This is a genomic window from Sabulicella glaciei, from assembly GCF_026183895.1.
GTDB lineage: Bacteria > Pseudomonadota > Alphaproteobacteria > Acetobacterales > Acetobacteraceae > Roseococcus > Roseococcus glaciei.
The window spans coordinates 587512-610322 of the sequence record NZ_JAPFQI010000001.1 but is presented as its reverse complement, the minus strand read 5'-3'; the positions used below and the strand labels follow the sequence as shown (position 1 = coordinate 610322).

The following is a 22811-nucleotide window of genomic DNA, read 5'->3' as shown; positions in this document are numbered from 1 at the left end:
GACGGAGGAACCCCCATGACGCAGCGTCGCCCGCTTCTCCTGGCCGGCATCGGGGCCGCCCTGGCCGCGCCGCCCCTCGCCCGCGCCCAGGCGGGCTGGCCGCAGCGCCCGGTGCGCATCGTGGTGCCCTTCGGGCTTGGCGGCAGCGCCGACGTCGCGGCGCGCATGCTGGCCGAGCCCCTTTCGGCCGCCTTCGGCCAACCCTTCGTCGTGGAGAACCGGCCCGGCGCCGGCGCCACCATCGGCACGGACGCGGTCGCGAAATCCCCGGCCGACGGGCAGACGCTGCTGCTGATGAGCAACACGCACACGGCGAACGAGACTCTGCTGCCGAACCGCCCCTACGTGCTGCTGCGCGACCTCGCACCCGTCGCGGCGATCAACATCGCCTACCACGCGCTCGTGGTGCACCCGTCCATCCAGGCCACGAGCGTGCCGGAACTGATCGCCCTGCTGAAGGCGAACCCGGGGCGATACGACTACGCCTCCTCCGGCCCCGGCACGCCCTACCACATCGCTGGCGAGGTGTTCCGCTCCATGGCCGGCGTCGAAGTCACGCACGTACCCTTCCGCGGTTCCAACGAGGCGCGCACCGCGGTCATCGCCGGCCAAGTGCCGATCATGTTCGACGCCATCCCGACGATGCGCGAGCAGATCACCGCCGGGCGCGTCCGCGGCTTGGCCACCACCGCGCCGCAGCGTTCGCCGCTTTTGCCGGAACTTCCAGCGGTGGCCGAGACGCTGCCGGGCTATGAAGCCAGCATCTGGCTGGGCCTCATGGCGCCAGCCGGCACGCCGCGTCCGGTGGTCGAGCGGCTCAACGCCGAGGTGAACCGCGTCCTCCGCCTGCCGGAGACGGCGCAGCGCCAGGCGGCGATGGGCGCGCAGCCCATGCCGATGAGCGTCGAGGAATTCGGTGCCTTCCTCCAGCGCGACGTGGCGCGGCAGCGCGAATGGATCACCGCGGCGCGCATCACGGCGGGGTGAGGATGGGGTTCACCTTGAACGGCCGCCCCGCAGAGCATCCGGGCGGCGTCACCCTCCTCGAAGCCCTGCGTAGCGACTTCGCATTGTCTGGTCCCCGCTTCGGCTGTGGCCAGGAGCAGTGCGGCGCTTGTCACGTCCTGCTGAACGGCGAGTCGGTGCCGTCCTGCGCCCTGCCGGTGGAAGCAGCGGAAGGACGCGAGGTCACGACGGTCGAAGGGCTCACGCCACATCCCTTGCAGGCGGCCTTCGAGGCGGAGCAGGCCGGGCAATGCGGCTTCTGCCTTTCCGGCATCCTGGTCAGCGCGGCGGCGCTGCTGCGGCGGAACCCCGGCCCGGACGAGGCAGCGATCCGCGCGGCGCTGGAGCCGCATCTCTGCCGCTGCGGCGTGCAGAACCGCATCCTGCGCGCCGTGCGGCGGGCCGTGGCATGAACCTCGCCTTCCATGGCTTCGCCGATGACGGCAAGGCGCGGCTTCCCGGCTCGCTTCACGTCAACCGGCGCCTGTCGCGCTGGCTCGCCTTCCACCCCGACGGCACGGCGACGATCCGTCCGGGAAAGGTGGAGCTTGGCCAGGGCATCCTGACCACGCTGGCGCAGATCGCGGCGGAGGAACTTGGGCTGCCCCTTTCCTCCATCCGCGTCGCGCCGACCGTGACCGGCGAAAGCCCGGACGAGGCGGTGACGTCCGGCTCGCTCTCCGTCCAGGAATGCGGCATGGCGCTGCGCCACGCCTGCGCCGATGCGCGCGCCCTGTTCCTGTCCGTCGCCGCGCAGTCGAGCGGCGTCCCACGCGAGGCGCTGCGGGTGGAGGCCGGAAGCTTCCTCGGCCCCGACGGCGTGGAGGTTTCCTCCTATGCCGCCCTGTCCGACCGTGACCTGCTGGACGCGGAGGCGAGCCCGGATGTCTCGCCCATCCCGGCTGGCGCACGGCGCGTCGCGGGAACCAGCGCGCCGCGCCTCGACCTGCCGCCGAAGCTGCGCGGGGAGCCGCGCTTCCTCCACGACATGCGCCTGCCCGGGATGCTTCATGCCCGGATGATCCGCCCGCCGCGCCCAGGCGCGCGATTGGTCACGGTGCCTGATTTCGCGCTGCGCGAGGGGGACTTCCTCGCCGTGGTCGCGGCGTCCGAGGCGGAGGCGACCCGCATGGCCGAACGCGCCGCGCGCCTCGCACGCTGGGAGGGCGGTATCGCCTTCCCCGCCGATTGGCCGCGGTGGCTGGAGGACACGCCGGGCGAGCGCAGCACCGTGGCCGAGCAGGGCGAGGCCCAGGACGGGACGCAGGTGCTGCGCCGCGTCTTCTGGCGCCCCTTCATCGCGCATGCCTCGGTCGGCACGTGCTGCGCGGTCGCGCTGTGGGAGGCGGGCGCCCTGCGCGTCTGGAGCCACAGCCAGGGCCCCTACAACCTTCGCACCGACCTCGCGAAGGCGCTTCGCCTTCCGCCCGAGGCGGTGGTCGTGGAGCATCGCGAGGGTGCCGGCTGCTACGGCCACAATGGCGCCGATGACGTGGCACTGGACGCCGCGCTCTGCGCACGCGCACATCCCGGGCGCCCCGTCCGCGCGCTGTGGACCCGCGCCGAGGAACTGGCTGCGGCGCCGCTCTCCCCGGCCATGCGGGTCGCGGTGGAGGTGCACCGCGATGGCGAAGGCCGCATCGTCTCGTGGCGGACGGAGGCGCGGGGCAACGGGCATTCCGGCCGGCCGGGCCGCGCGAAGGACCCGGCCTTGTTGAGCGCGCCCCTTCTGCCCGGCGCCGCGCCCATGCCGGTCTCCATCAACCCGCCTTTGGCCGGCGGAGGCGGCGTGCAGCGCAACCTCGTGCCCCTCTACCGCCTGCCGCACGTGAAGGCGGAGATGGTGCGGCTGACGGAGATGCCCATTCGTGCCTCCGCACTGCGCGGCCTGGGGGCACTCGCCAATGTCTGGGCGATCGAGAGCGTGATGGACGAGCTGGCGGAGGGCGATCCGGTCGGCTTCCGCCTGCGTCACCTGGACGATCCGCGCGCCGCCACCGTGCTGCGCGAGGCGGTCGCCCTGTCAGGCTTCGAGAACCGCCACGCCCTGTCCGAGGGCGAGGGAATGGGCATCGCCCTCGCCCGCTACAAGAACACCGGCGCGTGGTGCGCCGTCGTCGCGCATATCCGCGCCGAGGAGAGGCTGCGCTGCCTCGCCCTGCACCTCGCCTGCGACATGGGCGAGGTGATCAACCCCGACGGCGCGCTGAACCAGCTGGAGGGTGGCGCCATCCATGGCACCTCCATCGCGCTGAAGGAGGAGGCGCGGTTTGACGAGGAGTGCATCCTCAGCACTTCCTGGGACACCTACCCGGTGCTGCGCTTCTCCGAGGTGCCGCGCGTCGCGGTGAAGCTGATCGCGCGCCCCGAGGAGCCGCCCCTGGGCGCGGGCGAGCCGAGCGTCGCGCCCACCATCGCCGCCATCGCCAACGCGGTGCACCAGGCGCTGGGCATCCGCCCGACCCGGCTGCCCTTCACCCCCGAGAACCTCGCGAAAGAGAGCGACTGAATGGCGAAGCTGCGCCTTTCCCTGGCCTGCACCCTGTCCGACCGCACGCGACCCATCCTGGACGGGCGGGTTTCCGTGCCCGGCGTCGAGTTCATCGCCCAACCCGGCGAGCCGGAGGATATCTTCCGCCGCGCCCTTCGAAACCGCGCCTTCGAGGTGAGCGAGCTGTCCATGGGCAGCCACATCACCACCACGGCCCGCGGCGACGCTCCCTATCTCGGCGTGCCGGTCTTCCTGTCGCGCGCCTTTCGCCATTCGGCCATCCATGTGCGCACCGACCGCGGCATCGCGCGACCGGAGGACCTGGCGGGAAAGACGATCGCCCTGCCCGAATATCAGCAGACGGCGGCGCTGTGGGTTCGCGGCATCCTGCGAGAGCAGCACGGTGTGGACACGCGCGGCATCAAGTGGCGCATTGGGGCGGAGCGCATCGCCATCCAGCTTCCGCCGGGCCACGACGTCGCGCCGCTGGGCATGGAGCCCGAGGCCGCGCTGCGCGAGGGGGTGGTGGATGCGCTGATCACCCCGCGCCCGCCTGCGCCTCATCCGCAGGTCGCGCGCCTGTTTCCCGACTACGCCGCGGCGGAGAGGGCCTATTTCACCGCGACGCGCTTCTTCCCGATCATGCACTGCCTCGCGGTGCGGAAGGATGTAGCCGAAGCGCATCCCTGGCTGCCCGTCGCGCTGTTCCGCGCCTTCGCCGAGGCGCGGCGCATTTCCCTGGCGGAACTGCGCCTGACCAACGTGCTGCGCGTCTCCATGCCCTGGGTTGCGGCCGCCTTCGAGGAGCAAGAGCGGGCCATGGGTGGCGATCCGTGGCCCTACGGCTTCAGCCGCAACCGCGACGAGATCGCGGCCATGACTCGCTATGCCCTGGCGGATGGCCTCGCTTCGCGCGAGGTTTCGCCGGAGGAACTGTTCCATCCATCTACGCTGACGGAGGCCGCATGAACATCACGCTGGACGGGCGCTCTGCCCTCATCACCGGGGGGTCCAAGGGCCTCGGGCTCGCCATGGCGCTGGCCTTCGCGCGGGCTGGCGGAAACGTCGCGCTTGTGGCGCGGGACCAGGGCGGCCTCGACGAGGCGAAGGCCCAAGTGCAGGCCGCCGCCCCGCAGGCCAAGGTGGCCGCCATCGCCGCCGACATCCGCTCGGCGGAAGGGTGCCGCGACGCGCACGGCAAGGCCGAAGCCGCGCTGGGTCAGGTGGACATCCTGGTCAACAACGCCGGCACATCGCAGCGCGGCCCGTTCCTCGACGTGGGCGATGAGCTTTGGCAGGACGACCTCGACCTCAAGCTCATGGCGGCGGTCCGCTTGTGCCGCCTTGCGCTGCCTGGGATGCGCGAGCGGCGCTGGGGGCGCATCATCAACGTGCTGAACATCGGCGCGAAGGCGCCGCTTGCCACCTCCACTCCCACCAGCGTGTCGCGGGCCGCCGGCATGGCGCTGACCAAGGCATTGGCCAACGAGTTCGCGCCGCACAACATCCTGGTGAACGCGCTGCTGGTCGGCATCATCGAGAGCGACCAGTGGGTGCGGCGCCATGCCACGGACAAGCGCAACCTTTCCTGGGAGGAATGGAAGGCCGAGCAGGGCCGCTCCGTCCCGCTCGGGCGCATCGGCAAGGCGGAGGAGTTCGCGGCGATGGCGTTGCTGCTGGCGAGCGACGCAGGTGGCTACGTGACCGGCACGGCCATCAACGTGGATGGCGGGCGCAGCCCCGTGGTCTGAAATCGGCCGGAATGGAGTGCCCCGCCCTGTCCCTCAGGGCGTGATCCCCGTCGCACGGTGCGCCACCCGGTCAGTGCCGAGGGCGCGGCGCAGCCAGTAGCGCGCGGCCAGCAGGTGATACGCGCACCACGCACAGATTCCGGCGAACTTGGTCCCGTCCTCGAGGATGAGCCACTCCATGTCGCCGGCCAGCACGTCGAGCACCACGCTGCTGCCAAGCAAGGTGAGCGACGCGAGCAGGAGGGGCCAGTCCATCAACCGATGGACGTCGCGGAAGACCCAAAGATAGGTGATGGCGGAGGCCGCGTAGCAGGCGAGCACGAGGTTCTCCGGAACGCCGAAGAAGGGCAGCACCGACTCATGCAGCAGGAACATGTCGTCGAGGGTGAGCGCGGCTGCCAGCAAGCCCCCCGCGCCGAGCGCTGCGCGGGCGCGGGATGGCGGAAGCGTCAGCGCTGCGAGCAGGGATGAAGTCCCCGCCACGCACCAGGCAAGGATCCCGAGATTGGAAAAGAAGCCCAGATAAGGTGGGCTACCGGTGCTCGCCGCAGGGTCGCGGAACAGGAGTTCGGCATCGAAGCGCAGCGGGCCGACCAGCAGGGCCAGGGCGAGCGGCGCCAGGGCAAAGGCCACGACGCACAGGGGCCGCCGCGGTGGCAGGGTCGAGATCCGGTGCCGGACCCGGCCCATCAAATTTGCTGCAGCCACGTAATGAAACCTTCACTAGGACGTAATCACCCTGGCAAACACCTCATGCCCTTCCATGGTTTCAACGCGGGTGGACTTGGTCGAACGCTGTGCTAACCCCACGCGGTCGAGGCGCGGGAGAGAGGCATGGAAAGCTATACGGTTGGCATCGTCGGACTGGGCGCCATCGGGCTGAAGCTGGCGCGCGCACTGGATGAAGGTGTGCCTGGCCTCAAGCTCGCCGCCGTCGCCGTGCGCGATGCCGAGAAGGCGCGCCAAGCCATGAAGGGCTTCAGAGACCGTCCCCTCATCCTCGACATCGCGAAGCTCCCGCGCGAGTGCGACATCATCGTGGAGTGCGCACCTGCTGCCGTCTTCGAGGAGGTGGCGACCGCCGCCATCGAGGCAGGATGCGTCTTCGTCCCCTCCTCCTGCGGTCAGTTGCTGCCGCGCATGCATCTCGTGGAGCGTGCGCGGGAGACGGGGGCACGGATCATCGTCCCGACCGGCGCGCTGCTCGGCCTCGACGCGGTGCGCGCCGCGGCGGAGGGCGAGGTGGAAAGCGTGACCATCGAGACGCGCAAGCCGCCGCGCGGCCTCGCCGGGGCGCCCTATCTCGAGCGGAATGGCATCGACGTGACCACGATCGCGCAGGCGAAGCGTGTTTTCGCGGGCAATGCCTTCGATGCCGCTGCCGGCTTTCCGGCGAACGTCAACGTCGCCGCTGCACTCGCCATGGCCGGCATCGGCCCCGAGCGTACCACCGTCGAGATCTGGGCCGACCCCGGCGTCACCCGCAACACGCACACGATCCGCGTCGAGGCCGATTCGGCCCGGCTCACCATGACGATCGAGAACGTGCCGAGTGACGAGAACCCCCGGACGGGCCGCATCACCGCCCTGTCGCTGCTGGCCTGCCTGCGCGGTCTCGTCAGCACCCTCAAGGTCGGAAGTTGAGGGGGTGGCAAGCGCGGCGCCGCTGCGCGTAACCTCCGGCGCCGGGGCATGAAGACCCCGACACCCGGAGGAAACGCCATGCGCCGTCGTCACGCGCTGGGGGTCGCCCTGTGCGGCGCCGCCAGCCTTGCCCTGCCCCGCCATGCTCTCGCCCAGGCGGCGTGGCCGCAACGGCCCGTCCGCGTCATCGTGCCCTTCGCGGCCGGCGGGGCCACCGACATCCTGGCCCGCGCCATAGCTCAGGCCTGGCAGGCAGAGCACGGCCAGTCCTTCGTAGCCGAGAACCGCACCGGCGCAGGCGGCACCATCGGCGCGGAGGCGGTGGCGAAGGCCGCGCCCGATGGCCATACGCTTCTGCTCGGCACGACCGCGACGCAGTCCATCACGCCGCACCTGTATCCGCGCCTCGCCTATGATGCCGCCAAGGACTTCGCGCCGGTCGGCACGATCGCCTCCGTCCCGATGGCGCTCGTCGTGCACCCCTCGCTCGGCGTGTCCGACGTGGCGGGGCTCGTGGCAAAGGCGCGGGCGGAGCCGGGCCAGGTCACCTTCGCCTCCTCCGGCCAGGGTTCCATTACCCATCTCGCGGCGGAGCTGTTCCGCGCGCGGGCCGGGGTGGAGCTGAGCCACGTCCCGTATCGCGGCAGCGCCCAGGCCATGACGGATCTCGTCTCCGGCCGCGTGCTGATGATGGTGGACCACCTGCCCACCATCCTGCCGCATATCCAGAGCGGCGCGGTGCGGGCCCTCGGCGTCGCAGGGCCACGCCCCGTCGCGTCCCTGCCGGGGGTGCCGACCATCGGCTCGACGCTCCGCGACTACGAGGTCACGTCCTGGTTCGGGGTGCTGGCCCCGGCCGGGACGCCCGCGCCGGTGGTGACGCTGCTCAATGCCGGCATCGCCCGCGCACTCGCCCAGCCGGAGATCGTCGCGCGGCTCCGCGACCAGGGGGCTGACCCGCTGCCCGGCTCGCCCGAGGATTTCGCCGCGCTGATCGCCCGCGACTCGCGCCTGTGGGGCGAAGTCGTCCGCACTGCCGGGGTCACGCTTGGTTGATCAGCCAACCGGGAAGTCCGGCCTCGGCAGGCTGAGATAGGCGTCGCGCAGCGCGCCAGCCCAGCCTTCGCGAATGGCGCGGTAGTACGGGTCTTCCTCCGTGATGCGCTTGCGGAACGAAATCCGCAGCGCGTCACGCCGGATCACCGCGAGATCGAGCGGCAGCCCGACGGACAGGTTGGAGCGGACGGTGCTGTCCATGCTGATGAGCGTCAGCGCCACGCCCTCGCTGAGCGAGGTCTTCATGTTCAGCACGCGGTCGAGGATCGGCTTGCCGTATTTGTGCTCGCCGATCTGGAGGAAGGGCGTGTCCTCCGTCGCCTCGATGAAGTTGCCAGCCGCGTAGACCAGGAACAGCCGCGGCGGTCCGTCCAGGATCTGCCCGCCGAGCAGGATCGAGCATTCGAAGGAGATGCCCTGCGCGAGCAGCGCGGCCCCGTCCATCTGCTTGACCTGTCGCACGGCCGCGCCCACGAGTTGCGCCGCGTGGAACATGTCGGGCACCGTATCCAGCTGGTGCTGCGCACCGCCGAGCCAGACGCCCTGTTGCAGCAGGTTCCACACCGTCTGCGTGACGGCGAGGTTGCCCGCCGTCATCATCACCAGCGCGCGCTCGCCCGGCACCTCCGCCACGAACATCTTCGAGAAGGAGGAGATGTTGTCGAGCCCCGCATTGGTGCGGGTGTCGGAGAGCATCACCAGGCCCTCGTCCACGCACAGGCCGACACAATAGGTCATGGCCTCATCCTCCCCGGATGTAGAAATCCTCGATCGCGCCGCCAAGCTGGGCGGTGCGGCCGATCATCCGGGTCAGCCATTCGTGCAGCCCGCCTTCGAGGATGTCGGAAAGTTTGCAATAGCGCAGGGAGGCGGTGATCTCGCCGGACAGGCGGTGGCACTCGCCGCGGCGCCCGCCCTGCCCGACCGCGATCATCTCCAGCACCTCGGTCACGCGCGAGTGGCAGGCGACGAGCGATCTCGGCAGTTCGGGCCGCAGGATCAGGAGTTCGGCGATGCGCGCCGGCACCAGCCGCTCGCGAAAGATCCAATGATAGGCGCGCAGGGCGGAAACGGATTGCAGGATGGCTTGCCACTGGGCGAATTCCACCGTGCCGTTGCTGCCCGGCGTCAGCATGTCGTGCTTTACGTCCAGGATGCGCGCGGTGTTGTCGGCGCGCTCCAGCGCCGTGCCGAGCTGGACGAAGAGAAAGGCCTCGCCGCGAAGCATCGTGTCCTGCGCGGCCCCGTTGAACAGCAGCACCCGCTCCCGCACGCGGTCCAGGAACTCCGGGAGCCGCTCACCCTGGAAGTCGTCGGGGCTGGAATTGCGGAACTGCGCCCAGCTTTCGTTCAGCCCAGACCACATGTCCACGGTGAGCGCCGTCCGGACCTGACGTGCATTGGAGCGCGCGGCGGCGAAGCAGGACAGGATGCCCGAGGAATTGTCCGGGTCGCGCACCAGGAAATCCACGACCGCCTCGGGCGTCACCTCCCCGTGCTTCTCCATGAAGCCGGGCTCGCAGCCCGAGGCGACGAGGATGCGGTGCCATTCCTCCCCGGTTCCGAGCCCGTCGAGCCGCCAGGCGACGTTCAGGCCGCGTGCAACATTGGCCGCACGCTCGGTGTAGCGCCCGAGCCAGAACAGGGAATCTGCGGTGCGGCTCAGCACGAGATGTAGCCCTGCGACTGGGTCTGGGATTGCGACTGGGCGGGCGGTCCGCCCTCCTCCTCCAGCACCCAGGTATCCTTGGTGCCGCCACCCTGCGAGGAGTTCACCACCAGCGACCCTTCGCGCAGCGCCACGCGCGTCAACCCGCCAGGCACGATCCGCACCTGGTCGCGAGTCGAGAGCACGAAGGGGCGAAGATCCACGTGGCGCGGAGCCACTGCGTCGCCGCACAGCGTCGGCACGGTGGAGAGCGCAAGCGTCGGCTGCGCGATGTAGTGCGACGGGTTGGCGCGGATGCGCGCGGCGAATTCCTCGCGCTGCTCCCTTGTGGCGTGCGGCCCGATCAGCATCCCGTACCCGCCGGACCCCTGCGCCAGCTTCACCACCAGTTCGTCCAGGCGGGAAAGGACATGGGCGCGGTCGTCCTCCCGCTCGCAGAGAAAGGTGGGAACGTTGGCGAGGCGCGGCTTCTCGCCGAGATAGAAGCGGATCATCTCGGGCACGTAGGGGTAGATCGCCTTGTCGTCGGCAATGCCGCAGCCCGGCGCGTTCGCCAGCGCCACGTTGCCCGCCTTGTAGGCGGCCATGAGGCCGGGCACGCCAAGCATGGAGTCCGGGCGGAAGGCTCGCGGGTCGAGGTAGTCGTCGTCGATGCGGCGATAGATCACGTCCACGCGGCGCGGGCCCGCGGTGGTGCGCATGTGGACCACATCGTTCTCGACGCAGAGATCGGCGCCTTCCACGACCTCCACCCCCATCTCGTCGGCGAGGAAGCAGTGCTCGTAATAGGCGCTGTTGAAATGGCCGGGGGTGAGGATGGCGACGGTCGGGTCCGGCCCTGCGCGCTCCGGCGCCGCAGCCTTCAGCGTTTCGAGCAGCTCCTCCGGATAGCGACCGACCGGCGCAATGCGGTGGCGCGAGAACAGGCGCGGGAAGAGGCGCAGCATCGCCTCCCGGTTCTCCAGCATGTAGGAGACGCCGGAGGGGGTGCGGCAATTATCCTCCAGCACATAGAAATCGTCCGGGCCGGTGCGGACGAGGTCGATGCCCGCGATATGAGTGTAGACGCCGCCGGGTGGCGCGAAACCCTCCATCTCCGGCCGGAACTGCTCGTTGCGCAGCACGAGGCTTTCCGGGATGCGGCCGGCGCGCAGGATCTCCTTCGCGCCGTACACGTCCGCCAGGAAGGCGTTGAGGGCGCGCACGCGCTGCGACAGCCCCTGCGCCAGCCGGTCCCATTCGGCGCGGGCCAGGACGCGCGGGATGATGTCGAAGGGGATCAGCCGCTCCGGGTCCCCGCCCTCTCCATAGACGGCGAAGGTGATGCCCACCTTGCGGAACAGGTACTCGGCCTCGGCGCGCTTCGCCGCCAGTTCCTCGGGCGGTGTCGCCGCCAGCCAGCGCGCGACCTCGGCATAGGCGGCGCTGTGTTCCGGCCCCTCGCCCATCTCGTTGAATGCGGATCCCATCGCGGCTCCCTGCGCCCGGCTTTGCCTGACTTCACCAAGCCGCCCCAGCCGTGTCCAGCGCGACGGCTTGCCCCTCTCGCCCTGGCGGTGTCCGATCGCCCGCCGAATCAGCAAAGGAACTGGAAAGATGAACGGAGCGGAAGCGGTGGCGACGGCATTCGCGGCAGCGGGCATGCCCGCGATCTTCGGCGTGCCCGGCGGCGGCTCCTCGCTCGACCTCATCGCCGCGGCGAAGGCGCGCGGGATTCCCTTCCACCTCGCGCGCACGGAAAGCGGCGCGGGCATCATGGCCCTCACCTTGGCCGAGCTGAGCCACCGCCCGGTTGGCGTGCTGGTCACGCGCGGTCCGGGGGTTTCCAACGCCGCGAACGGTATCGCCGATGCCAGCCTGGAACGCGCCCCGGTGGTGCTGGTGGCCGATGGCTTCGGCAAGGCCGAAGCCCGTTTCGCCACGCACCAGCTGTTCGACCAGGCGGCAATGATGGCGCCCGTCACCCGCACACAGTGCCGGAGCCAGGATTTGCCGGCCGGGGCTGCCGCCGCACAGGCGCTCGCCGCCGCCCTGTCCGAGCCGCGCGGACCTTCCTATGTCGAGCTCAGCGGCGAGGACGCGCGCGCCGATGCGCCGCCCCCTCCCGCCTGGACGGCGCCCCGGCTGAACCCGCCCGATGCGTCTCGGGTGGCGGAAGCAAGGCACCAGCTCGCCGGGGCACGGCGGCCAGCCATCATCGCAGGGCTGGAGGCGACGGCGCCGGGCCGGACCGAGGCCGTGCGTGCCCTGGCCGAGGCGCTCGGCTGCCCAGTGCTCGTGACCTACAAGGCAAAGGGGGTGGTGCCCGATGCGCATCCGCTCTTCGGCGGCGTCTTCACCGGCGGCGAGGCCGAGGCGCCGGTCCTGCGCGAGGCCGACCTGATCCTCCTGATGGGCGCCGACCCGATCGAGTTCATCCCGCAGACCTGGCGCTTCGACGCGCCGATCGTCGATCTCGCCAATGCCGTGCGGGCACAGGAGTACCGTGCCCCCGCGCTGCGATTGACCGGCGCCTGGGAAGAAGCTGTCACGGCACTCACGAGCGGTGCGTCTCGTTCGGACTGGAACGAAGCCGGCATCGCCCGCCACCGGGAGACTTGGCTCGCGGCGCTGGAAAACGGGCGTAGCGGCAATCGCGGCATCTCGCCCTCCGCCATCGTGCGCCTCACCCAGGCGGCTTGCCGCGAGGTGGGCGCGGACCCGCGCGTCGCCGTGGATGCGGGGGCGCACATGTTTCCCGCCACGACCTTCTGGCAGGCCGAAAGGCCGGGGGACCTGCTGATCTCCAACGGCCTCGCCACCATGGGCCATGCCCTGCCGGCCGCGATCGGCGCCGCGATCCACGACCCGGCCCGCGGCGCCGTGGCGCTGACCGGAGATGGCGGCCTGCTGATGGCACTCGGGGAACTGGCGACGGCGGCGGCGATGGGACTCCGCCTGGTCGTGGTGGTCTTCAACGACGCGACCCTGTCGCTGATCGACATCAAGAAGGGCGGGCGGGACCTGCCGTCCCGATCGCTGGATTGGCCGGAGGCGGATTTCGCCCAGGTGATGCGCGGCTTCGGCGGGCAGGCGTGGCGCGCCTTCTCGGAGGAGGAGTTCAGCGAAGCCCTTCGCGCCGCCCTGGCCTCCGGTGGCCCTGCCCTGGTGGATGCGCGCTGCGATCCCTCCAGCTATGGCCGCCAGATCCAGGCGCTGCGCGGGTAGCGCTCAGCGTCGGCGCTGGACGCGCACCGGCACGGGCACCAGCACGGGGACGCGCCGTCCACCCTGCGGGGCGTCCGTAGCGGACAGCATCACGGCCGCCCCGACCTGCACGGCGCTGAAGGTCATGCCGAAAAAGCCCCAGAGCAGCACCAGGGGCAGAGGATGCTCGGCCGCGCGCAGCAGCAGGCCAGACAGCCCGGCCGGGTCCGCGAGCAGGATCGCCGCGACGAAGATCGTGGAAAGGCCGAAGCCGACCGAAGCCTGGCGCAGCAGGAAGGCGGGAATGGATGGCATGTGCAGGCATCCTCTCGAACCGTGTCCTGCACAACTCGCTCACGGCGCCTTGGGATGCGCCGAGCCGCCTACGCGACACACGCGCACGGCGTCGCGGGCCAATCTGGCGCGCCCTGGTGGATTCGAACCACCGGCCTGAAGCTTAGAAGGCTCCTGCTCTATCCAACTGAGCTAAGGGCGCGAAGCGGGTCAGTGGGACCAGTTCTCGGCCCGGCCATAGCGGAAATTATCCGCATAGACCTTGGGCTTGATCGGCGCGGGGGCCGGAACCGGCTCGACCTCGTAGGAGATGCCGCGTGCCTCGCAATACGCGACGGCGGCTTCCTTGGTCGGGAAGGTCAGGTAGACCTGCTTCATCGTGTCGCCCGAGCCGGCCCAGCCCATCAGGGGGTCGAGGCGCAGCTTCTCGGTCGGGGCGAAGCGCAACACCCATTCCCCGCTGCGGCCCTTGCCCGACTGGGTGGCGGGGCGCGGCGGCATGAAGATGCGCGCGAGAGGAGCGATCTCGGTCATGGACGACGTTGTGCGGCGATTGCGCGCCGCTGCCAAGCGTCCCCTGCGGCGCCGCGCAGCGCGGCCGACAACTCCCCGGCCAGGCAGGCATAGCCGCGGTCGTTGTGGTGCAGCGCATCGGAGGCGATCAGCGCGTCCTCGCCGCGTTCCGCCCAGGCGCGCATGGCGGCGGACCGACGGAACACCGGCGCGCCCAGCCGGGCGAGCTCCGCGTCGAAGACCGGCCCGCGCGCGGCGAGTCGCGGGCTGGCCTGGTTGTCCATCAGCACCACTGGGACCCCGGCCTCCCGTAGCCGGTCGAGGCCCTCGCGCATCACGGCGGCGAACTCGCCCGCCTCGCGCCCGCGCAGCGCCTCGTTGCCCCCGGCCTGCCAGATTACGAGGTCCGGCCGCTCGGCCAGCACGTCGCGCTCCATCCGCGCCAGCATCTCGGAGGAGGTTTCGCCGGAGCGACCGGCATTGACGACCCGCACCGTGACCCCGGGCCAGGCGACGCGCAGCCTTTCCTCCAGCAGGGTGGGGTAGCCCAGCCCGGCCGCCGAAGCCCCCGCCCCCTCGGTGGAGGAGGAGCCGAGCGCGACGATGGTCAGCGACCCGCGCTCCAGCGCCGCGGCCAGCGCGGGGATGGGCGGAAGCCGCACTCCGGCGGGCGGGCACGGTGCCGCAAGGGCCGGTCCGCTCAGGAGGCCCAGGAAAAGAAGGGGCAGGAAGCGCCGCATGCAATTATTATGGCGCCCGAAGGAGCACTTGGCCACAGGATGAAACGTGATCTGCGCGCCGATCTCTTCCGGGGCTTGGCCCTGTGGATGATCGTGGTGAACCACACGCCCGGCAACGCCCTGAGCCAGTTCACCCTCAAGAACTTCTCCTTCGCCGATGCGACCGAGGCCTTCGTGCTCCTCGCGGGCTATGCGGGGGCCTTCGCCTATGCCGGGGCGGCGGATCGCCAGGGCTGGGCCATGGCTTCGGCGCGGGCGCTGCGCCGGGTCGGCAAGCTCTACATGGCGCACATCTTCCTGCTGGTGGTCTTCACGGCGCAGGTCGGGTTTTCGGCCGCCGCGCTGGATCGAGGAACCTACCTGGACGAACTCGCCCTCGACCCCTTCGCCGAGGCCCCATACCGTACCCTGCTGGAGGCGCTGCTGCTGCGCTTCCAGCCTGCCTTCCTCGACATCCTGCCGCTCTACATCGTGCTTCTCCTGCTGCTGCTGCCCATGCTCGCGCTGCGCCGGCACCCGCTGCTGCTGCTGGGATTGTCCTTCGCCATCTGGGCCGCGGCGCGGGGTTTCGACGTGAACTTCCCGCGCTGGCGCGAGGGGGGCTGGTTCTTCAATCCGCTCGGCTGGCAATTGCTGTTCGTGCTGGGGTTCTTCCTGGGCCAGGCGGCGCGGGGTGGGCCCACCCTGCCCTGGCCGCCCCGCTCACGCCTCCTCACCGCGGCGGCCCTCGCCTACCTCACCGGCTGCGCCGTGGCGTTGGTGATCGAGGCGCGGATGCCCGCCGTCATGGCGGTGCTGCCGGCGGGCTTCGCTCAGTTCCTGGCCTCCGTGGACAAGACCAGCCTGCATCCGATGCGGCTGCTCGCCATCCTCGCGCTGTGCTGGCTGGTCGTGATGGGGGTGCCGCGCGACGCCGCCTGGATCAGGGGCCGGGTCGCGCGGCCCTTCGTCCTCATGGGCCAGCACTCACTGCCGGTCTTCTGCTTCGGGATCCTGCTGTCCTTCCTCGCGCGGGTGGTGCTGGAGGCGGAGGACGGGCTCCTCATGCAATGGCTGGTGAACCTGCTCTGCCTAGCGGCGCTGATCGCCCTGGCGGTGCTGTCGGACTGGCAGCGCGAAGGACAACGCTTGCCCACGCCGGCGCCCGCCCAATAAGGTAAGCTGCCATGCGGGCTTGCGCCCTCCTCCTGCTGCTCCTTTTCGCCGGGCCGGCCCTGGCCGACCCCCGCTGCGCCCTGCCGCCCGACTTCCTCGCCGGCACGCGACCCCTGCCCGTCACCACCCATGCTTTGGAAAGCAGGACGCTGCGGGTGCTGGTGCTTGGTTCGGCCAGCGTGACGGGTCCAGGGGGAAGCGGTCCCGACACGTCCTGGCCCGCACGCCTGCAGGTCCTGCTGGCGGAGGCTTTCCCTGGCCATACGGTGGAGGTCGCGGTGCGCGGCGGGCGAGGCGTGACGGTGCAGGATCACCTCGCGCTCCTTCGCGCGGAAGCGACGAGCCTCGCCCCCGCCCTGGTCATCTGGCAGGCCGGGACGGTGGAGGCGGCGCGCGGGGCGGATCTGGAGGAAATGGGCGAGGCGCTGCAAGCCGGGCTGGACCGCATCCGGCGTCGCGGCGCCGACGCGATCCTGATGGAGATGCAGTGGAGCCGCTTCCTGCGCGCCAACGCCAATGTCGAAGCCTACCGGGACAAGCTGCGCCTCGCCGCGGCAGGCGCCGGCGTCACGCTGTTCCGCCGCTGGGAGCTGATGGAGGGCTGGGTGGATGTGGGCTTCCTGGATATCGAGCGCACCCCCGCCGGGGAGCGGCGCGCAGCGGTCGACCGCCTGAACGACTGCATCGCCCGCGCCCTCGCCTTGACCGTGGTCGACGGTGTGCGCGAGGCGCAGCTCCGCTAGCTGCCTTTCCCGCCCAGCGCGGCGATGACCCGCCGCGCCGCTTCCGCCGTGCCATGAGCGCCGCCGATATCCGGCGTGCGGAGGCCACCCGCGAAGGCGCGGTCCACGGCCTCCCGCAATTCAGCGGCGGCCTCCTGCATCGGCGCCTCGCCCAGCCAGTCGAGCATCATCGCCGCCGAGAGGATCATGGCGGTGGGGTTGGCGAGGGCGCGCCCGGCGATGTCGGGCGCCGTGCCGTGGCTTGGCTGGAACACCGCGTATTCGTCGCCGACATCGGCCGAGGGTGCGAAGCCCATGCCGCCGATCAGCCCCGCGCCAAGGTCGGACAGGATGTCGCCGAACATGTTCTCCGTCGGCAGCAGGTCGTATTCCCAGGGACGGCGGAGCAGGTCGAGCGCCATCGCGTCCACGTAGGCCGCATCGAACCGCACATCCGGATGATCGGCGGCGATGGTTGTGAAGATGTCGCGCATCCATGCGAAGGCGCGGAACACGTTCGCCTTGTCCACCAGCGTCACGCGGTGGCGTCGCTGCCCAGCCAGGATGAAGGCTCGCCGCGCGAGTCGCTCCGTCACCGGGCGGGTGAGGCGAAGCGTCTCCTCCGCCCAGTCCTCCGTCACGGTGCCGCGATCCTTGCTGTAGAACAGCCCCTCCGTGCTTTCGCGCAGAATCACCAGGTCGATTTCCGCCGCCCGCGGGTCGGCGAGGGCGAGCGGAACGCCGGGAATCGCGCGGATCGGACGGATGCCGGCATAAAGGCCGAGGCGCTGGCGCAGCGTGATCTGCGGCGCCAGTTCGGTGCCATCGGCGGCACGGATCCCGGGCCAGCCCATCGCGCCCAACAGGATCGCGTCTGCACGGCGGCAGGCTTCGAAGACCTCGTCAGACAGGTCGGTGCCAGTATCGCGGTAGGCCATGGCGCCGGCACGATGCGAGGTGAAGCGCAGCCCAAGCGCGTGCCGCTTAGCCACCGCCTCCAGCACCGCGAGAGTCGCTTCCGTGACCTCGGGTCCGATCCCGTCGCCCGGCAGGACAGCGACTTCCACGGCATTCGCGCCCATAGCTTCCCCTTCCGAGTGTCGTGAGCCTAAGCTTTTCCTGAATAGGGAGGAAGCCATGGCATTGGTTGCACGACGGATTGTTCTGGCTGGTGGCGTCGCCGCGCTCGCTTCGCCCGCAGTGGCTCAACCCGCCTGGCCCGACCGGCCCGTCCGCATCATCGTCCCCTTTCCGCCGGGCCAGGCCGCGGACATCTTCACCCGACTCGTGGCGGACCAGCTTTCGCAGCGCTGGCCGCAGCGCGTGGTGGTGGAGAATCGCGGCGGTGGCGCAGGCGCGCCCGCGATGGATGCCGTCGCACGTTCTGCCGCGGATGGTTACGTGTTGGGTGCCGGCACCTCGGGCACGATCGGCATCCTGCCCTCCGTGCTCCCGCGCCTGCCCTACGACGTGGAGCGCGACTTCGCCGCCATCACCAACATCGTCATGGTGCCGCTGCTTCTCGTCGCGCACCCGTCCTTCGGCACCGCCGACCCGCGCGAGATGGCGGAACGCGTCCGCGCCCGTCCGGGCGAGGTGAACATCGCCTCGGCCGGCCCCGCCTCCTCGCAGCACATGGCGACGGAGCTGCTGCAGATGCGCACCGGGCTGCGCTTCAACATCGTGCACTATCGCGGCAGCGGCCCGGGCATGGCGGATCTCGTCGCAGGGACGGTGCCGCTGATGTTCGACAGCGTCGCCAGCGCCTTGCCGCAGATCCAGGGGGGCCGCGTGCGCGCCATCGCGGTGGCGCAGCCGCGCCGCCTGCCGCAGCTTCCTGACGTCCCGACCATCGCCGAGACCCTTTCCCCCGGGTACGAGGCGGCCGGCTGGACGGGCATGGTGGCGCCCTCCGGCACCCCGGCCGAGATCGTGTCGCGCATCAGCGCCGATGTGGGCGAGATCCTGCGCGATCCTGCGCTGGAAGCGCGCATCCTGTCCATGGGCGCCATCCCGGATCCGCAGACGCCGGACGGATTCGCGACCTTTGTCCGCAACGAGATCGCGAAGTGGCGCGAGGTGGCGCGCGCTGGCAACGTCCGCCTGGACGGGTAGTCAGCCGAGGCCGTGGCGGCGAAGCTCGGCGCCGAGCCGCCCGGTCGCCGCCAGCCAGGCGAGGCGGAGGTCGCCGAGCAGCGACCAGGTGGGATAGGTGAAGGTAGCCGGGCGGTTCCGCTCAATGAAGAAGTGCGACACCCAGGCGCAGCCATAGCCGATCACCGGCGCAAGCAGGACGAGCCACCACGGCCCGTTCACGATGCCGACCACCAGCACGGCCAGAGCGACCCAGGTTCCCACGACATGCACGGCCCTTGTCGCCGCGCGGGCGTGCTCGCGCAGGTAGAAGGGCCAGAACTCGGCAAAGGAGCGGAAGCGGTCTTCCATGCCTGAAGCTTGCCGCTGGCCGGCGCCGCCTCCAAGTGGAATCGGCGGCTCAGCGCAGGAAGTCGCGCTCCAGCCCCCGTAGCGCGTCGTCGCCCTGCAGGGCGAAGATCTCCGCGACGCTGGCGATGCGGCCCTCGACCGCGGCGATGCCGCCTTCCTCCCGGATGCGCCGGAAGGTGTCGCGCATGGCGGCGACGGCGGCGCGGATCGCATGGTTGCCGCAGATCACGAGGCCGACCTTCCCGAGCGCGGCGACATCCTTAAAGGAAAGCTGCGGATAGCTGGTGGGCACGAGCACGAGGGGCACGCGGCCATCCCAGGCGCGGCAGAAGGACAGGATCTCCTCCGGCGACTTGCTCTTGCTGTGGATCAGCACGGCATCGGCTCCGGCCTCGGCGTAGGCGGCGCCACGGCGAAGCGCCTCCGCCTCGCCCTGCCCGGCGATCAATGCCTCGGTGCGGGCGATGACCAGCATGCCGCCATGGGCGCGAGCCGCCTCGATCTTGCCCTGGAACTCACCCGCCGGGACCAGTTCCTGGCGGCCACCCGGGCGCAGCGAGCTGTCCTTGGGAAAGGTCTTGTCTTCCAGAACCACGGCGGCGACGCCGGCGGCGGCGTAGCGCGGCACCGCGTAGGCGACGTTCACCGCGTTGCCGAAGCCCGTGTCGATGTCGGCGACGATGGGGGTGTCCTGAACCTCGCCCATGCTGCGTATCATCTCGAGGTGAGTGCCCATGGGGAGGATGCTGGCGTCGGGCACGGCGTAGGAGGCCGAAAGCTCGAAGCCGCTCCCCCAGATCGCCGCGAACCCGGCCTCCGCGGCGAGCTTCGCCGCCAGCGGGTTGTGCGCGGCCATGGCGATGGCAGGGTCGTGCGGATTGAGAAGAGCGCGAAGCGCCTCAGCCCTTTCATTACGTGACGTCATTCGGGTTCCCCTCTCGCCACCAGTTCGCAGCAGCCGCGCTTGCTCGGCAAGCGAACTTATCGCCGGCTTGTCGGGGGAGTGCGGGCTGGAGGAAACTTGCGCTCCCATCACGGTTCTGGACAGGCGCGGGGCGCCTCGCCCATACTCTTGGCTGCTTCGCAAGACCAACGAACCAACAGGCGCGGAGCACAGCCCAGCTTTCCCCATTCGAGGAGACAGCTTCCATGGTTGTGCCCTGCCGTGCGCCTGCCGCCATTCCCAAGCCCACCCGGGGGACCCTCCATTTCTTGCGCCGCCGCCGCATCGTCGCCGCGAGCCTTGTGGCCGCCGCGGCCCCCCGACCTGGGCGCGCCCAGCTACCCTGGCCGCAGCGACCCCTTCGAACCGTGGTGGGCTTCCCGGCCGGCGGCGGCACGCTCGATGCGTTGGCGCGCGTCCTGGCGCCCCATCTCTCGGCGGCGCTCGGCCAGCCAGTGGTCGTCGAGAACCGCGCCGGCGCCGGTGGGGCAATCGGTGCCGAGTTCGTCGCACGGGCGGAGCCTGACGGATATACGCTGCTCTTCACCAGTGTCGGGCCGGCGGCGATTCTGCCGCACCTCAACCCCTCGCGCAGCTGGCGGCCGGAGGACTTCGCCTCCATCGGCCTCATCGGACGCAACCCGGCTGGGCTCTTCGTCCACACCGATCGTGCGCCCGACCTCGGTACGCTGATCGCCGCGGCGCGGGCGCAGCCTGGTGCTCTGACCTATGGCAGCAGCGGCGTCGGTAGCCTCAGCTATCTCGGCACGCGGTTGCTTGAGCGGGAAACCGGTATCGCGCTCCGTGACGTGCGCTATCGCGGCATCCCGCCGGTGGTGGCCGACGTGCTGGGCCGACGGTTGGACATGGCGCTCGACTCCCCATCAGCCTGGATAGAGCATGTGCGCACGGGACGGCTGCGTATGGTCGCGGTCACCTCGGCCGAGCGCTGGCCCGGAGCGCCGGACGTACCGACCTTTGTCGAATGCGGCATTGGTGGCATGGTGATGGAGAATTGGCAGGGGCTGCAGGTCCCAGCCCTGACGCCACAGGCGGTGCGGCAGCGCTTGGCCGCGACGCTGCGCGCCGCGCTGGAGGAACCGGCGGTGCGTCAGGTCCTCAACCAGCTCGGGGTCGAGGCGACACCCTCTACGCCGGAAACGATGGACCGCCTGCTCGCCATGGACTCCGCGCGTTGGCGGGCGTTGATCCGGGAGGCAAGGATCACAGTGGACTGACCTGCCCTGGCGTCGCGCGGCGCCGCCGGAGACATTGCCCGCGCTCGGAATCTGACCGCTGTGACCGCGGCATGCCGGTGCAAGGTCGGACACTAGCCGTCGAGGGGGGCGGGCGTGCCTCGACATCGAGTTCCGCAGCGCCCTCTCCTGCCGCAAGCAGCGGCCGCTGGCTCCCGAGACGGCACTCAGCCGGCCGGCCGCAGAGAGAGGCAAGCGCCTGTCCTCCAAACCCGGTGAGGCCCCGATGGCGGCGAGGGAAGCCCTAGGTGAATACGAAGGATTCTGGACATCCGGTGCGAGCATCTGCGCCTCGAGCGTGAGAATCTCTTCTGAAGGCAGGTCAGGATGGACGCGCGGCCGTTGCCGCCGAGGCGGGTGCATGATTTGGGCGGTTCCGAACTCAGGCCGGCTGGGGACCTCTCCTGTCGATCTCGGAAACCACCTTCCCGAGCAGGTCGACAATGTCCCGGATGCCGTCGATTTCGCTTGGACGGAATTCGCTCTCGGCCTCACGTTCCGAGACGGATCTGGCGATTTCTATCGCGGTCAGTCCGCACTGAATCACGGTCTGAACCTCTAGCATCAGCTGCGCATCGCGCGTCGCCTTGAAATCCACCGATCTCAGGACGCTGAGGATATTTTCGATTGCCGGGATACTGGACCAGCCGAGCCGGTGCCCGCCCTTCGGATCGGAGAGTGTTTCGTGCGCCACGAGGAGAAGCTTTGCGAGGTTGTTGGCGAGAAAGGCCACGCCTCTGCGCACGTCCCTCTGCTCGGCATGCTCGCGTCTCATCGCCATGCGCGTCTGCCTGCTCGCGATGCGCGCGGCGACGAGAATTGCCAGAACCGAACCGATTGCTTGCACCCAAGCGGCCCACGTGCGGCCTTCGACCTCTTGCAACAAAGTCCATGCTTGGGAAAGTTCCGCCACGGCTGATCGCTCCATCCCCGTTGATGCGCTCATGGTTCGCATCCAGTTGTCAGGCGGCAAGAGGCCGGCAATCGACCTGCTGACGCTCGCAAGCGTGCCCATGCACCTCCCTCACCTGCCGTGCTGCTCCTCGCCGCGACGGCCCAGGCCTAGGTGCAATGCCGCGCGAGGGGCAGCGTTTCGCGGAGGGGTGGCGGCGGAGGCAGAGGGCAGCGCCCTGGCGGAGATCTTGCTTCCGAACAGAGTGGTGCGGCCCCGCCAATCTGGCGCGAAATGGCTGACCCATCACGCCCCGGCTGCCATCAACGCCATGCTTTACGAAGAAGGGAAAGTGGCGCGCCCGGGAAGACGAGAATAATACTGTCGAAACAGACACTTATACTTGGCTAACCGCCCCAAACCATCCGCGGTTATCCTTGGCTTTGCGCGTGGAGTGGCTAACCTCTTCCTGCTGAGCGCCTCTCCCCCACGACCGATGTGTTCTTGTTTTGTTCACGCCATACTCTTACCATGCCGCGACTCGACGACGAGCCCCTCCTGCCGCTCACGCAGTTCTTGGGCGACGCCGACCGACATTGGCTGAGCATTGGTTGCAGGACCCTGGGATGCCAGCGCACTGTGAAGATGGGGTTTCGCCGGGCCGTCCGGCTCGCCGCGGGCATGCGCACCGAGGATTGGCTAGCACGACTGCGCTGCACCGCCTGCGGTAACCGCAACGCAACGCTGACCGTCTGTGCCGATTCGCGAAATCCCGACGCCATCGCCCGCGACGGGTTCCTGCTGGTCACCCGGCAAGAGTAGTCCGCACCCGCTTGGGGTGATACTCGCGGCCGTGACCAATGAACTGGACGTGATCGAGCAAGTCGGCCCCGAGGGTCGCCCGCGCTACCGCTACCGAAGCGCCTAGGTTGACCAGTCCCCACGAGGAGGGCCAAGCAAATTTTCAGTGGAGCATGGCTGTCGCCGAGCCTGAGCCAAATGGTGCATTCGAGGGCGGCGGCCATGTGAGGTGACACGGCGGAAGTGGT

24 protein-coding genes and 1 tRNA gene are annotated in these 22811 nt (G+C 70.1%); 13 read left to right on the top strand and 12 right to left on the bottom strand.

Features of this window, described 5'->3' with window-relative positions; translation table 11 throughout:
* The first annotated feature begins 15 nt into the window (after positions 1 to 15).
* Genes OF850_RS02765 through OF850_RS02745 form a run of 5 tightly spaced genes read left to right on the top strand, consistent with a single transcriptional unit; the run spans position 16 to position 5247 of the window.
* Entirely contained in the window at positions 16 to 987 is a 972-nt protein-coding gene (locus OF850_RS02765; RefSeq protein ID WP_301588167.1) for a tripartite tricarboxylate transporter substrate binding protein, read from the top strand.
* 14 nt (positions 988 to 1001) lie between these two features.
* On the top strand, positions 1002 to 1418 hold the full coding sequence (locus OF850_RS02760; RefSeq protein WP_301588163.1) for a (2Fe-2S)-binding protein: 417 nt from the start codon (positions 1002 to 1004) through the stop codon (positions 1416 to 1418).
* Positions 1415 to 3514: a xanthine dehydrogenase family protein molybdopterin-binding subunit gene (locus OF850_RS02755; protein WP_301588161.1), complete on the top strand. Its 2100-nt coding sequence runs from the start codon at positions 1415 to 1417 to the stop codon at positions 3512 to 3514. Before OF850_RS02760 ends, OF850_RS02755 begins: the two co-directional genes overlap by 4 nt.
* Positions 3515 to 4465: a PhnD/SsuA/transferrin family substrate-binding protein gene (locus OF850_RS02750; protein ID WP_301588160.1), complete on the top strand. Its 951-nt coding sequence runs from the start codon at positions 3515 to 3517 to the stop codon at positions 4463 to 4465. It abuts the gene before it with no gap.
* Entirely contained in the window at positions 4462 to 5247 is a 786-nt protein-coding gene (locus tag OF850_RS02745; protein WP_301588159.1) for an SDR family oxidoreductase, read from the top strand. Before OF850_RS02750 ends, OF850_RS02745 begins: the two co-directional genes overlap by 4 nt.
* Positions 5248 to 5280: 33 nt before the next feature.
* Here OF850_RS02745 and OF850_RS02740 read toward each other — a convergent pair whose 3' ends face one another.
* Complete coding sequence (locus tag OF850_RS02740) at positions 5281 to 5937, bottom strand: hypothetical protein (protein WP_301588158.1); 657 nt, start codon at positions 5935 to 5937, stop codon at positions 5281 to 5283.
* A 144-nt stretch (positions 5938 to 6081) separates the two neighbouring features.
* Between OF850_RS02740 and OF850_RS02735 the strand changes: the two genes are divergently transcribed.
* Both OF850_RS02735 and OF850_RS02730 read left to right on the top strand, forming a co-directional pair.
* Positions 6082 to 6891, top strand: a complete 810-nt coding sequence (locus tag OF850_RS02735) for an aspartate dehydrogenase (protein ID WP_301588157.1) — start codon at positions 6082 to 6084, stop codon at positions 6889 to 6891.
* A gap of 78 nt (positions 6892 to 6969) precedes the next feature.
* Positions 6970 to 7947 carry a Bug family tripartite tricarboxylate transporter substrate binding protein gene (locus OF850_RS02730; RefSeq protein ID WP_301588156.1) on the top strand — a complete coding sequence of 326 codons (978 nt, stop codon included), beginning with the start codon at positions 6970 to 6972 and terminating at the stop codon, positions 7945 to 7947.
* On the opposite strand, the gene OF850_RS02725 is transcribed toward OF850_RS02730, so the two are convergent.
* From OF850_RS02725 to OF850_RS02715, 3 genes are read right to left on the bottom strand one after another with little or no spacing between them, the layout of a single operon-like run.
* Entirely contained in the window at positions 7948 to 8685 is a 738-nt protein-coding gene (locus OF850_RS02725) for a proteasome-type protease (protein ID WP_301588155.1), read from the bottom strand.
* A gap of 4 nt (positions 8686 to 8689) precedes the next feature.
* Complete coding sequence (locus tag OF850_RS02720) at positions 8690 to 9616, bottom strand: alpha-E domain-containing protein (RefSeq protein ID WP_301588153.1); 927 nt, start codon at positions 9614 to 9616, stop codon at positions 8690 to 8692.
* Entirely contained in the window at positions 9610 to 11085 is a 1476-nt protein-coding gene (locus OF850_RS02715; RefSeq protein ID WP_301588152.1) for a circularly permuted type 2 ATP-grasp protein, read from the bottom strand. The genes OF850_RS02720 and OF850_RS02715 overlap by 7 nt, the downstream gene beginning before the upstream one ends.
* 127 nt (positions 11086 to 11212) lie before the next feature.
* Between OF850_RS02715 and OF850_RS02710 the strand changes: the two genes are divergently transcribed.
* A complete protein-coding gene (locus OF850_RS02710) occupies positions 11213 to 12823 on the top strand; it encodes a thiamine pyrophosphate-binding protein (RefSeq protein WP_301588151.1) in 1611 nt (536 codons plus the stop codon).
* 3 nt (positions 12824 to 12826) lie between these two features.
* On the opposite strand, the gene OF850_RS02705 is transcribed toward OF850_RS02710, so the two are convergent.
* The 4 genes from OF850_RS02705 to OF850_RS02690 all read right to left on the bottom strand — a co-directional run bounded on the left by OF850_RS02705 (position 12827) and on the right by OF850_RS02690 (position 14349).
* Positions 12827 to 13117, bottom strand: coding sequence for a hypothetical protein (locus OF850_RS02705; RefSeq protein ID WP_301588150.1), 291 nt, complete (start codon positions 13115 to 13117; stop codon positions 12827 to 12829).
* Positions 13118 to 13221: 104 nt separating this feature from the next.
* A tRNA-Arg gene (locus OF850_RS02700) sits at positions 13222 to 13298 on the bottom strand.
* 8 nt (positions 13299 to 13306) lie between these two features.
* A complete protein-coding gene (locus OF850_RS02695; protein ID WP_301588149.1) occupies positions 13307 to 13630 on the bottom strand; it encodes an ETC complex I subunit in 324 nt (107 codons plus the stop codon).
* Complete coding sequence (locus OF850_RS02690; RefSeq protein WP_301588147.1) at positions 13627 to 14349, bottom strand: SGNH/GDSL hydrolase family protein; 723 nt, start codon at positions 14347 to 14349, stop codon at positions 13627 to 13629. Before OF850_RS02690 ends, OF850_RS02695 begins: the two co-directional genes overlap by 4 nt.
* A gap of 39 nt (positions 14350 to 14388) precedes the next feature.
* Between OF850_RS02690 and OF850_RS02685 the strand changes: the two genes are divergently transcribed.
* Together OF850_RS02685 and OF850_RS02680 are read left to right on the top strand one after the other, a co-directional pair.
* Positions 14389 to 15504 carry an OpgC family protein gene (locus OF850_RS02685; protein ID WP_301588146.1) on the top strand — a complete coding sequence of 372 codons (1116 nt, stop codon included), beginning with the start codon at positions 14389 to 14391 and terminating at the stop codon, positions 15502 to 15504.
* A gap of 11 nt (positions 15505 to 15515) precedes the next feature.
* Positions 15516 to 16247: an SGNH/GDSL hydrolase family protein gene (locus OF850_RS02680; protein WP_301588145.1), complete on the top strand. Its 732-nt coding sequence runs from the start codon at positions 15516 to 15518 to the stop codon at positions 16245 to 16247.
* Here the strand turns inward: OF850_RS02680 and OF850_RS02675 are convergent.
* Positions 16244 to 17308, bottom strand: coding sequence for an isocitrate/isopropylmalate dehydrogenase family protein (locus tag OF850_RS02675; RefSeq protein WP_301588144.1), 1065 nt, complete (start codon positions 17306 to 17308; stop codon positions 16244 to 16246). The two genes, OF850_RS02680 and OF850_RS02675, sit on opposite strands and share 4 nt — an antisense overlap.
* Positions 17309 to 17363: 55 nt before the next feature.
* On the opposite strand from OF850_RS02675, the gene OF850_RS02670 reads away from it, so the two are divergent.
* Complete coding sequence (locus OF850_RS02670; protein WP_301588143.1) at positions 17364 to 18341, top strand: Bug family tripartite tricarboxylate transporter substrate binding protein; 978 nt, start codon at positions 17364 to 17366, stop codon at positions 18339 to 18341.
* Here the strand turns inward: OF850_RS02670 and OF850_RS02665 are convergent, their stop codons facing one another.
* Both OF850_RS02665 and OF850_RS02660 read right to left on the bottom strand, forming a co-directional pair.
* Entirely contained in the window at positions 18342 to 18671 is a 330-nt protein-coding gene (locus OF850_RS02665; protein WP_301588142.1) for a DUF962 domain-containing protein, read from the bottom strand.
* Between the two features lie 49 nt (positions 18672 to 18720).
* Positions 18721 to 19596, bottom strand: coding sequence for a phosphonopyruvate hydrolase (locus tag OF850_RS02660; protein ID WP_301588141.1), 876 nt, complete (start codon positions 19594 to 19596; stop codon positions 18721 to 18723).
* Between the two features lie 224 nt (positions 19597 to 19820).
* On the opposite strand from OF850_RS02660, the gene OF850_RS02655 reads away from it, so the two are divergent.
* The gene (locus tag OF850_RS02655) at positions 19821 to 20852 is read left to right on the top strand and encodes a Bug family tripartite tricarboxylate transporter substrate binding protein (protein WP_301588140.1); all 1032 of its coding nucleotides are present in this window, start codon (positions 19821 to 19823) and stop codon (positions 20850 to 20852) included.
* A 400-nt stretch (positions 20853 to 21252) separates the two neighbouring features.
* Here OF850_RS02655 and OF850_RS02650 read toward each other — a convergent pair whose 3' ends face one another.
* The gene (locus tag OF850_RS02650) at positions 21253 to 21885 is read right to left on the bottom strand and encodes a hypothetical protein (RefSeq protein WP_301588139.1); all 633 of its coding nucleotides are present in this window, start codon (positions 21883 to 21885) and stop codon (positions 21253 to 21255) included.
* A gap of 408 nt (positions 21886 to 22293) precedes the next feature.
* On the opposite strand from OF850_RS02650, the gene OF850_RS02645 reads away from it, so the two are divergent.
* On the top strand, positions 22294 to 22584 hold the full coding sequence (locus tag OF850_RS02645) for a hypothetical protein (protein ID WP_301588137.1): 291 nt from the start codon (positions 22294 to 22296) through the stop codon (positions 22582 to 22584).
* Positions 22585 to 22811 lie beyond the last annotated feature (227 nt).

Coding starts and splice junctions, on each gene's coding strand:
- OF850_RS02765 (WP_301588167.1), top strand. CDS start 16: ATGACGCAGCGTCGCCCGCTTCTCCTGGCCGGCATCGGGGCCGCCCTG.
- OF850_RS02755 (WP_301588161.1), top strand. CDS start 1,415: ATGAACCTCGCCTTCCATGGCTTCGCCGATGACGGCAAGGCGCGGCTT.
- OF850_RS02750 (WP_301588160.1), top strand. CDS start 3,515: ATGGCGAAGCTGCGCCTTTCCCTGGCCTGCACCCTGTCCGACCGCACG.
- OF850_RS02745 (WP_301588159.1), top strand. CDS start 4,462: ATGAACATCACGCTGGACGGGCGCTCTGCCCTCATCACCGGGGGGTCC.
- OF850_RS02740 (WP_301588158.1), bottom strand. CDS start 5,937: ATGGGCCGGGTCCGGCACCGGATCTCGACCCTGCCACCGCGGCGGCCC.
- OF850_RS02735 (WP_301588157.1), top strand. CDS start 6,082: ATGGAAAGCTATACGGTTGGCATCGTCGGACTGGGCGCCATCGGGCTG.
- OF850_RS02730 (WP_301588156.1), top strand. CDS start 6,970: ATGCGCCGTCGTCACGCGCTGGGGGTCGCCCTGTGCGGCGCCGCCAGC.
- OF850_RS02725 (WP_301588155.1), bottom strand. CDS start 8,685: ATGACCTATTGTGTCGGCCTGTGCGTGGACGAGGGCCTGGTGATGCTC.
- OF850_RS02715 (WP_301588152.1), bottom strand. CDS start 11,085: ATGGGATCCGCATTCAACGAGATGGGCGAGGGGCCGGAACACAGCGCC.
- OF850_RS02710 (WP_301588151.1), top strand. CDS start 11,213: ATGAACGGAGCGGAAGCGGTGGCGACGGCATTCGCGGCAGCGGGCATG.
- OF850_RS02705 (WP_301588150.1), bottom strand. CDS start 13,117: ATGCCATCCATTCCCGCCTTCCTGCTGCGCCAGGCTTCGGTCGGCTTC.
- OF850_RS02695 (WP_301588149.1), bottom strand. CDS start 13,630: ATGACCGAGATCGCTCCTCTCGCGCGCATCTTCATGCCGCCGCGCCCC.
- OF850_RS02690 (WP_301588147.1), bottom strand. CDS start 14,349: ATGCGGCGCTTCCTGCCCCTTCTTTTCCTGGGCCTCCTGAGCGGACCG.
- OF850_RS02685 (WP_301588146.1), top strand. CDS start 14,389: ATGAAACGTGATCTGCGCGCCGATCTCTTCCGGGGCTTGGCCCTGTGG.
- OF850_RS02680 (WP_301588145.1), top strand. CDS start 15,516: ATGCGGGCTTGCGCCCTCCTCCTGCTGCTCCTTTTCGCCGGGCCGGCC.
- OF850_RS02675 (WP_301588144.1), bottom strand. CDS start 17,308: ATGGGCGCGAATGCCGTGGAAGTCGCTGTCCTGCCGGGCGACGGGATC.
- OF850_RS02670 (WP_301588143.1), top strand. CDS start 17,364: ATGGCATTGGTTGCACGACGGATTGTTCTGGCTGGTGGCGTCGCCGCG.
- OF850_RS02665 (WP_301588142.1), bottom strand. CDS start 18,671: ATGGAAGACCGCTTCCGCTCCTTTGCCGAGTTCTGGCCCTTCTACCTG.
- OF850_RS02660 (WP_301588141.1), bottom strand. CDS start 19,596: ATGACGTCACGTAATGAAAGGGCTGAGGCGCTTCGCGCTCTTCTCAAT.
- OF850_RS02655 (WP_301588140.1), top strand. CDS start 19,821: ATGGTTGTGCCCTGCCGTGCGCCTGCCGCCATTCCCAAGCCCACCCGG.
- OF850_RS02650 (WP_301588139.1), bottom strand. CDS start 21,885: ATGGGCACGCTTGCGAGCGTCAGCAGGTCGATTGCCGGCCTCTTGCCG.
- OF850_RS02645 (WP_301588137.1), top strand. CDS start 22,294: ATGCCGCGACTCGACGACGAGCCCCTCCTGCCGCTCACGCAGTTCTTG.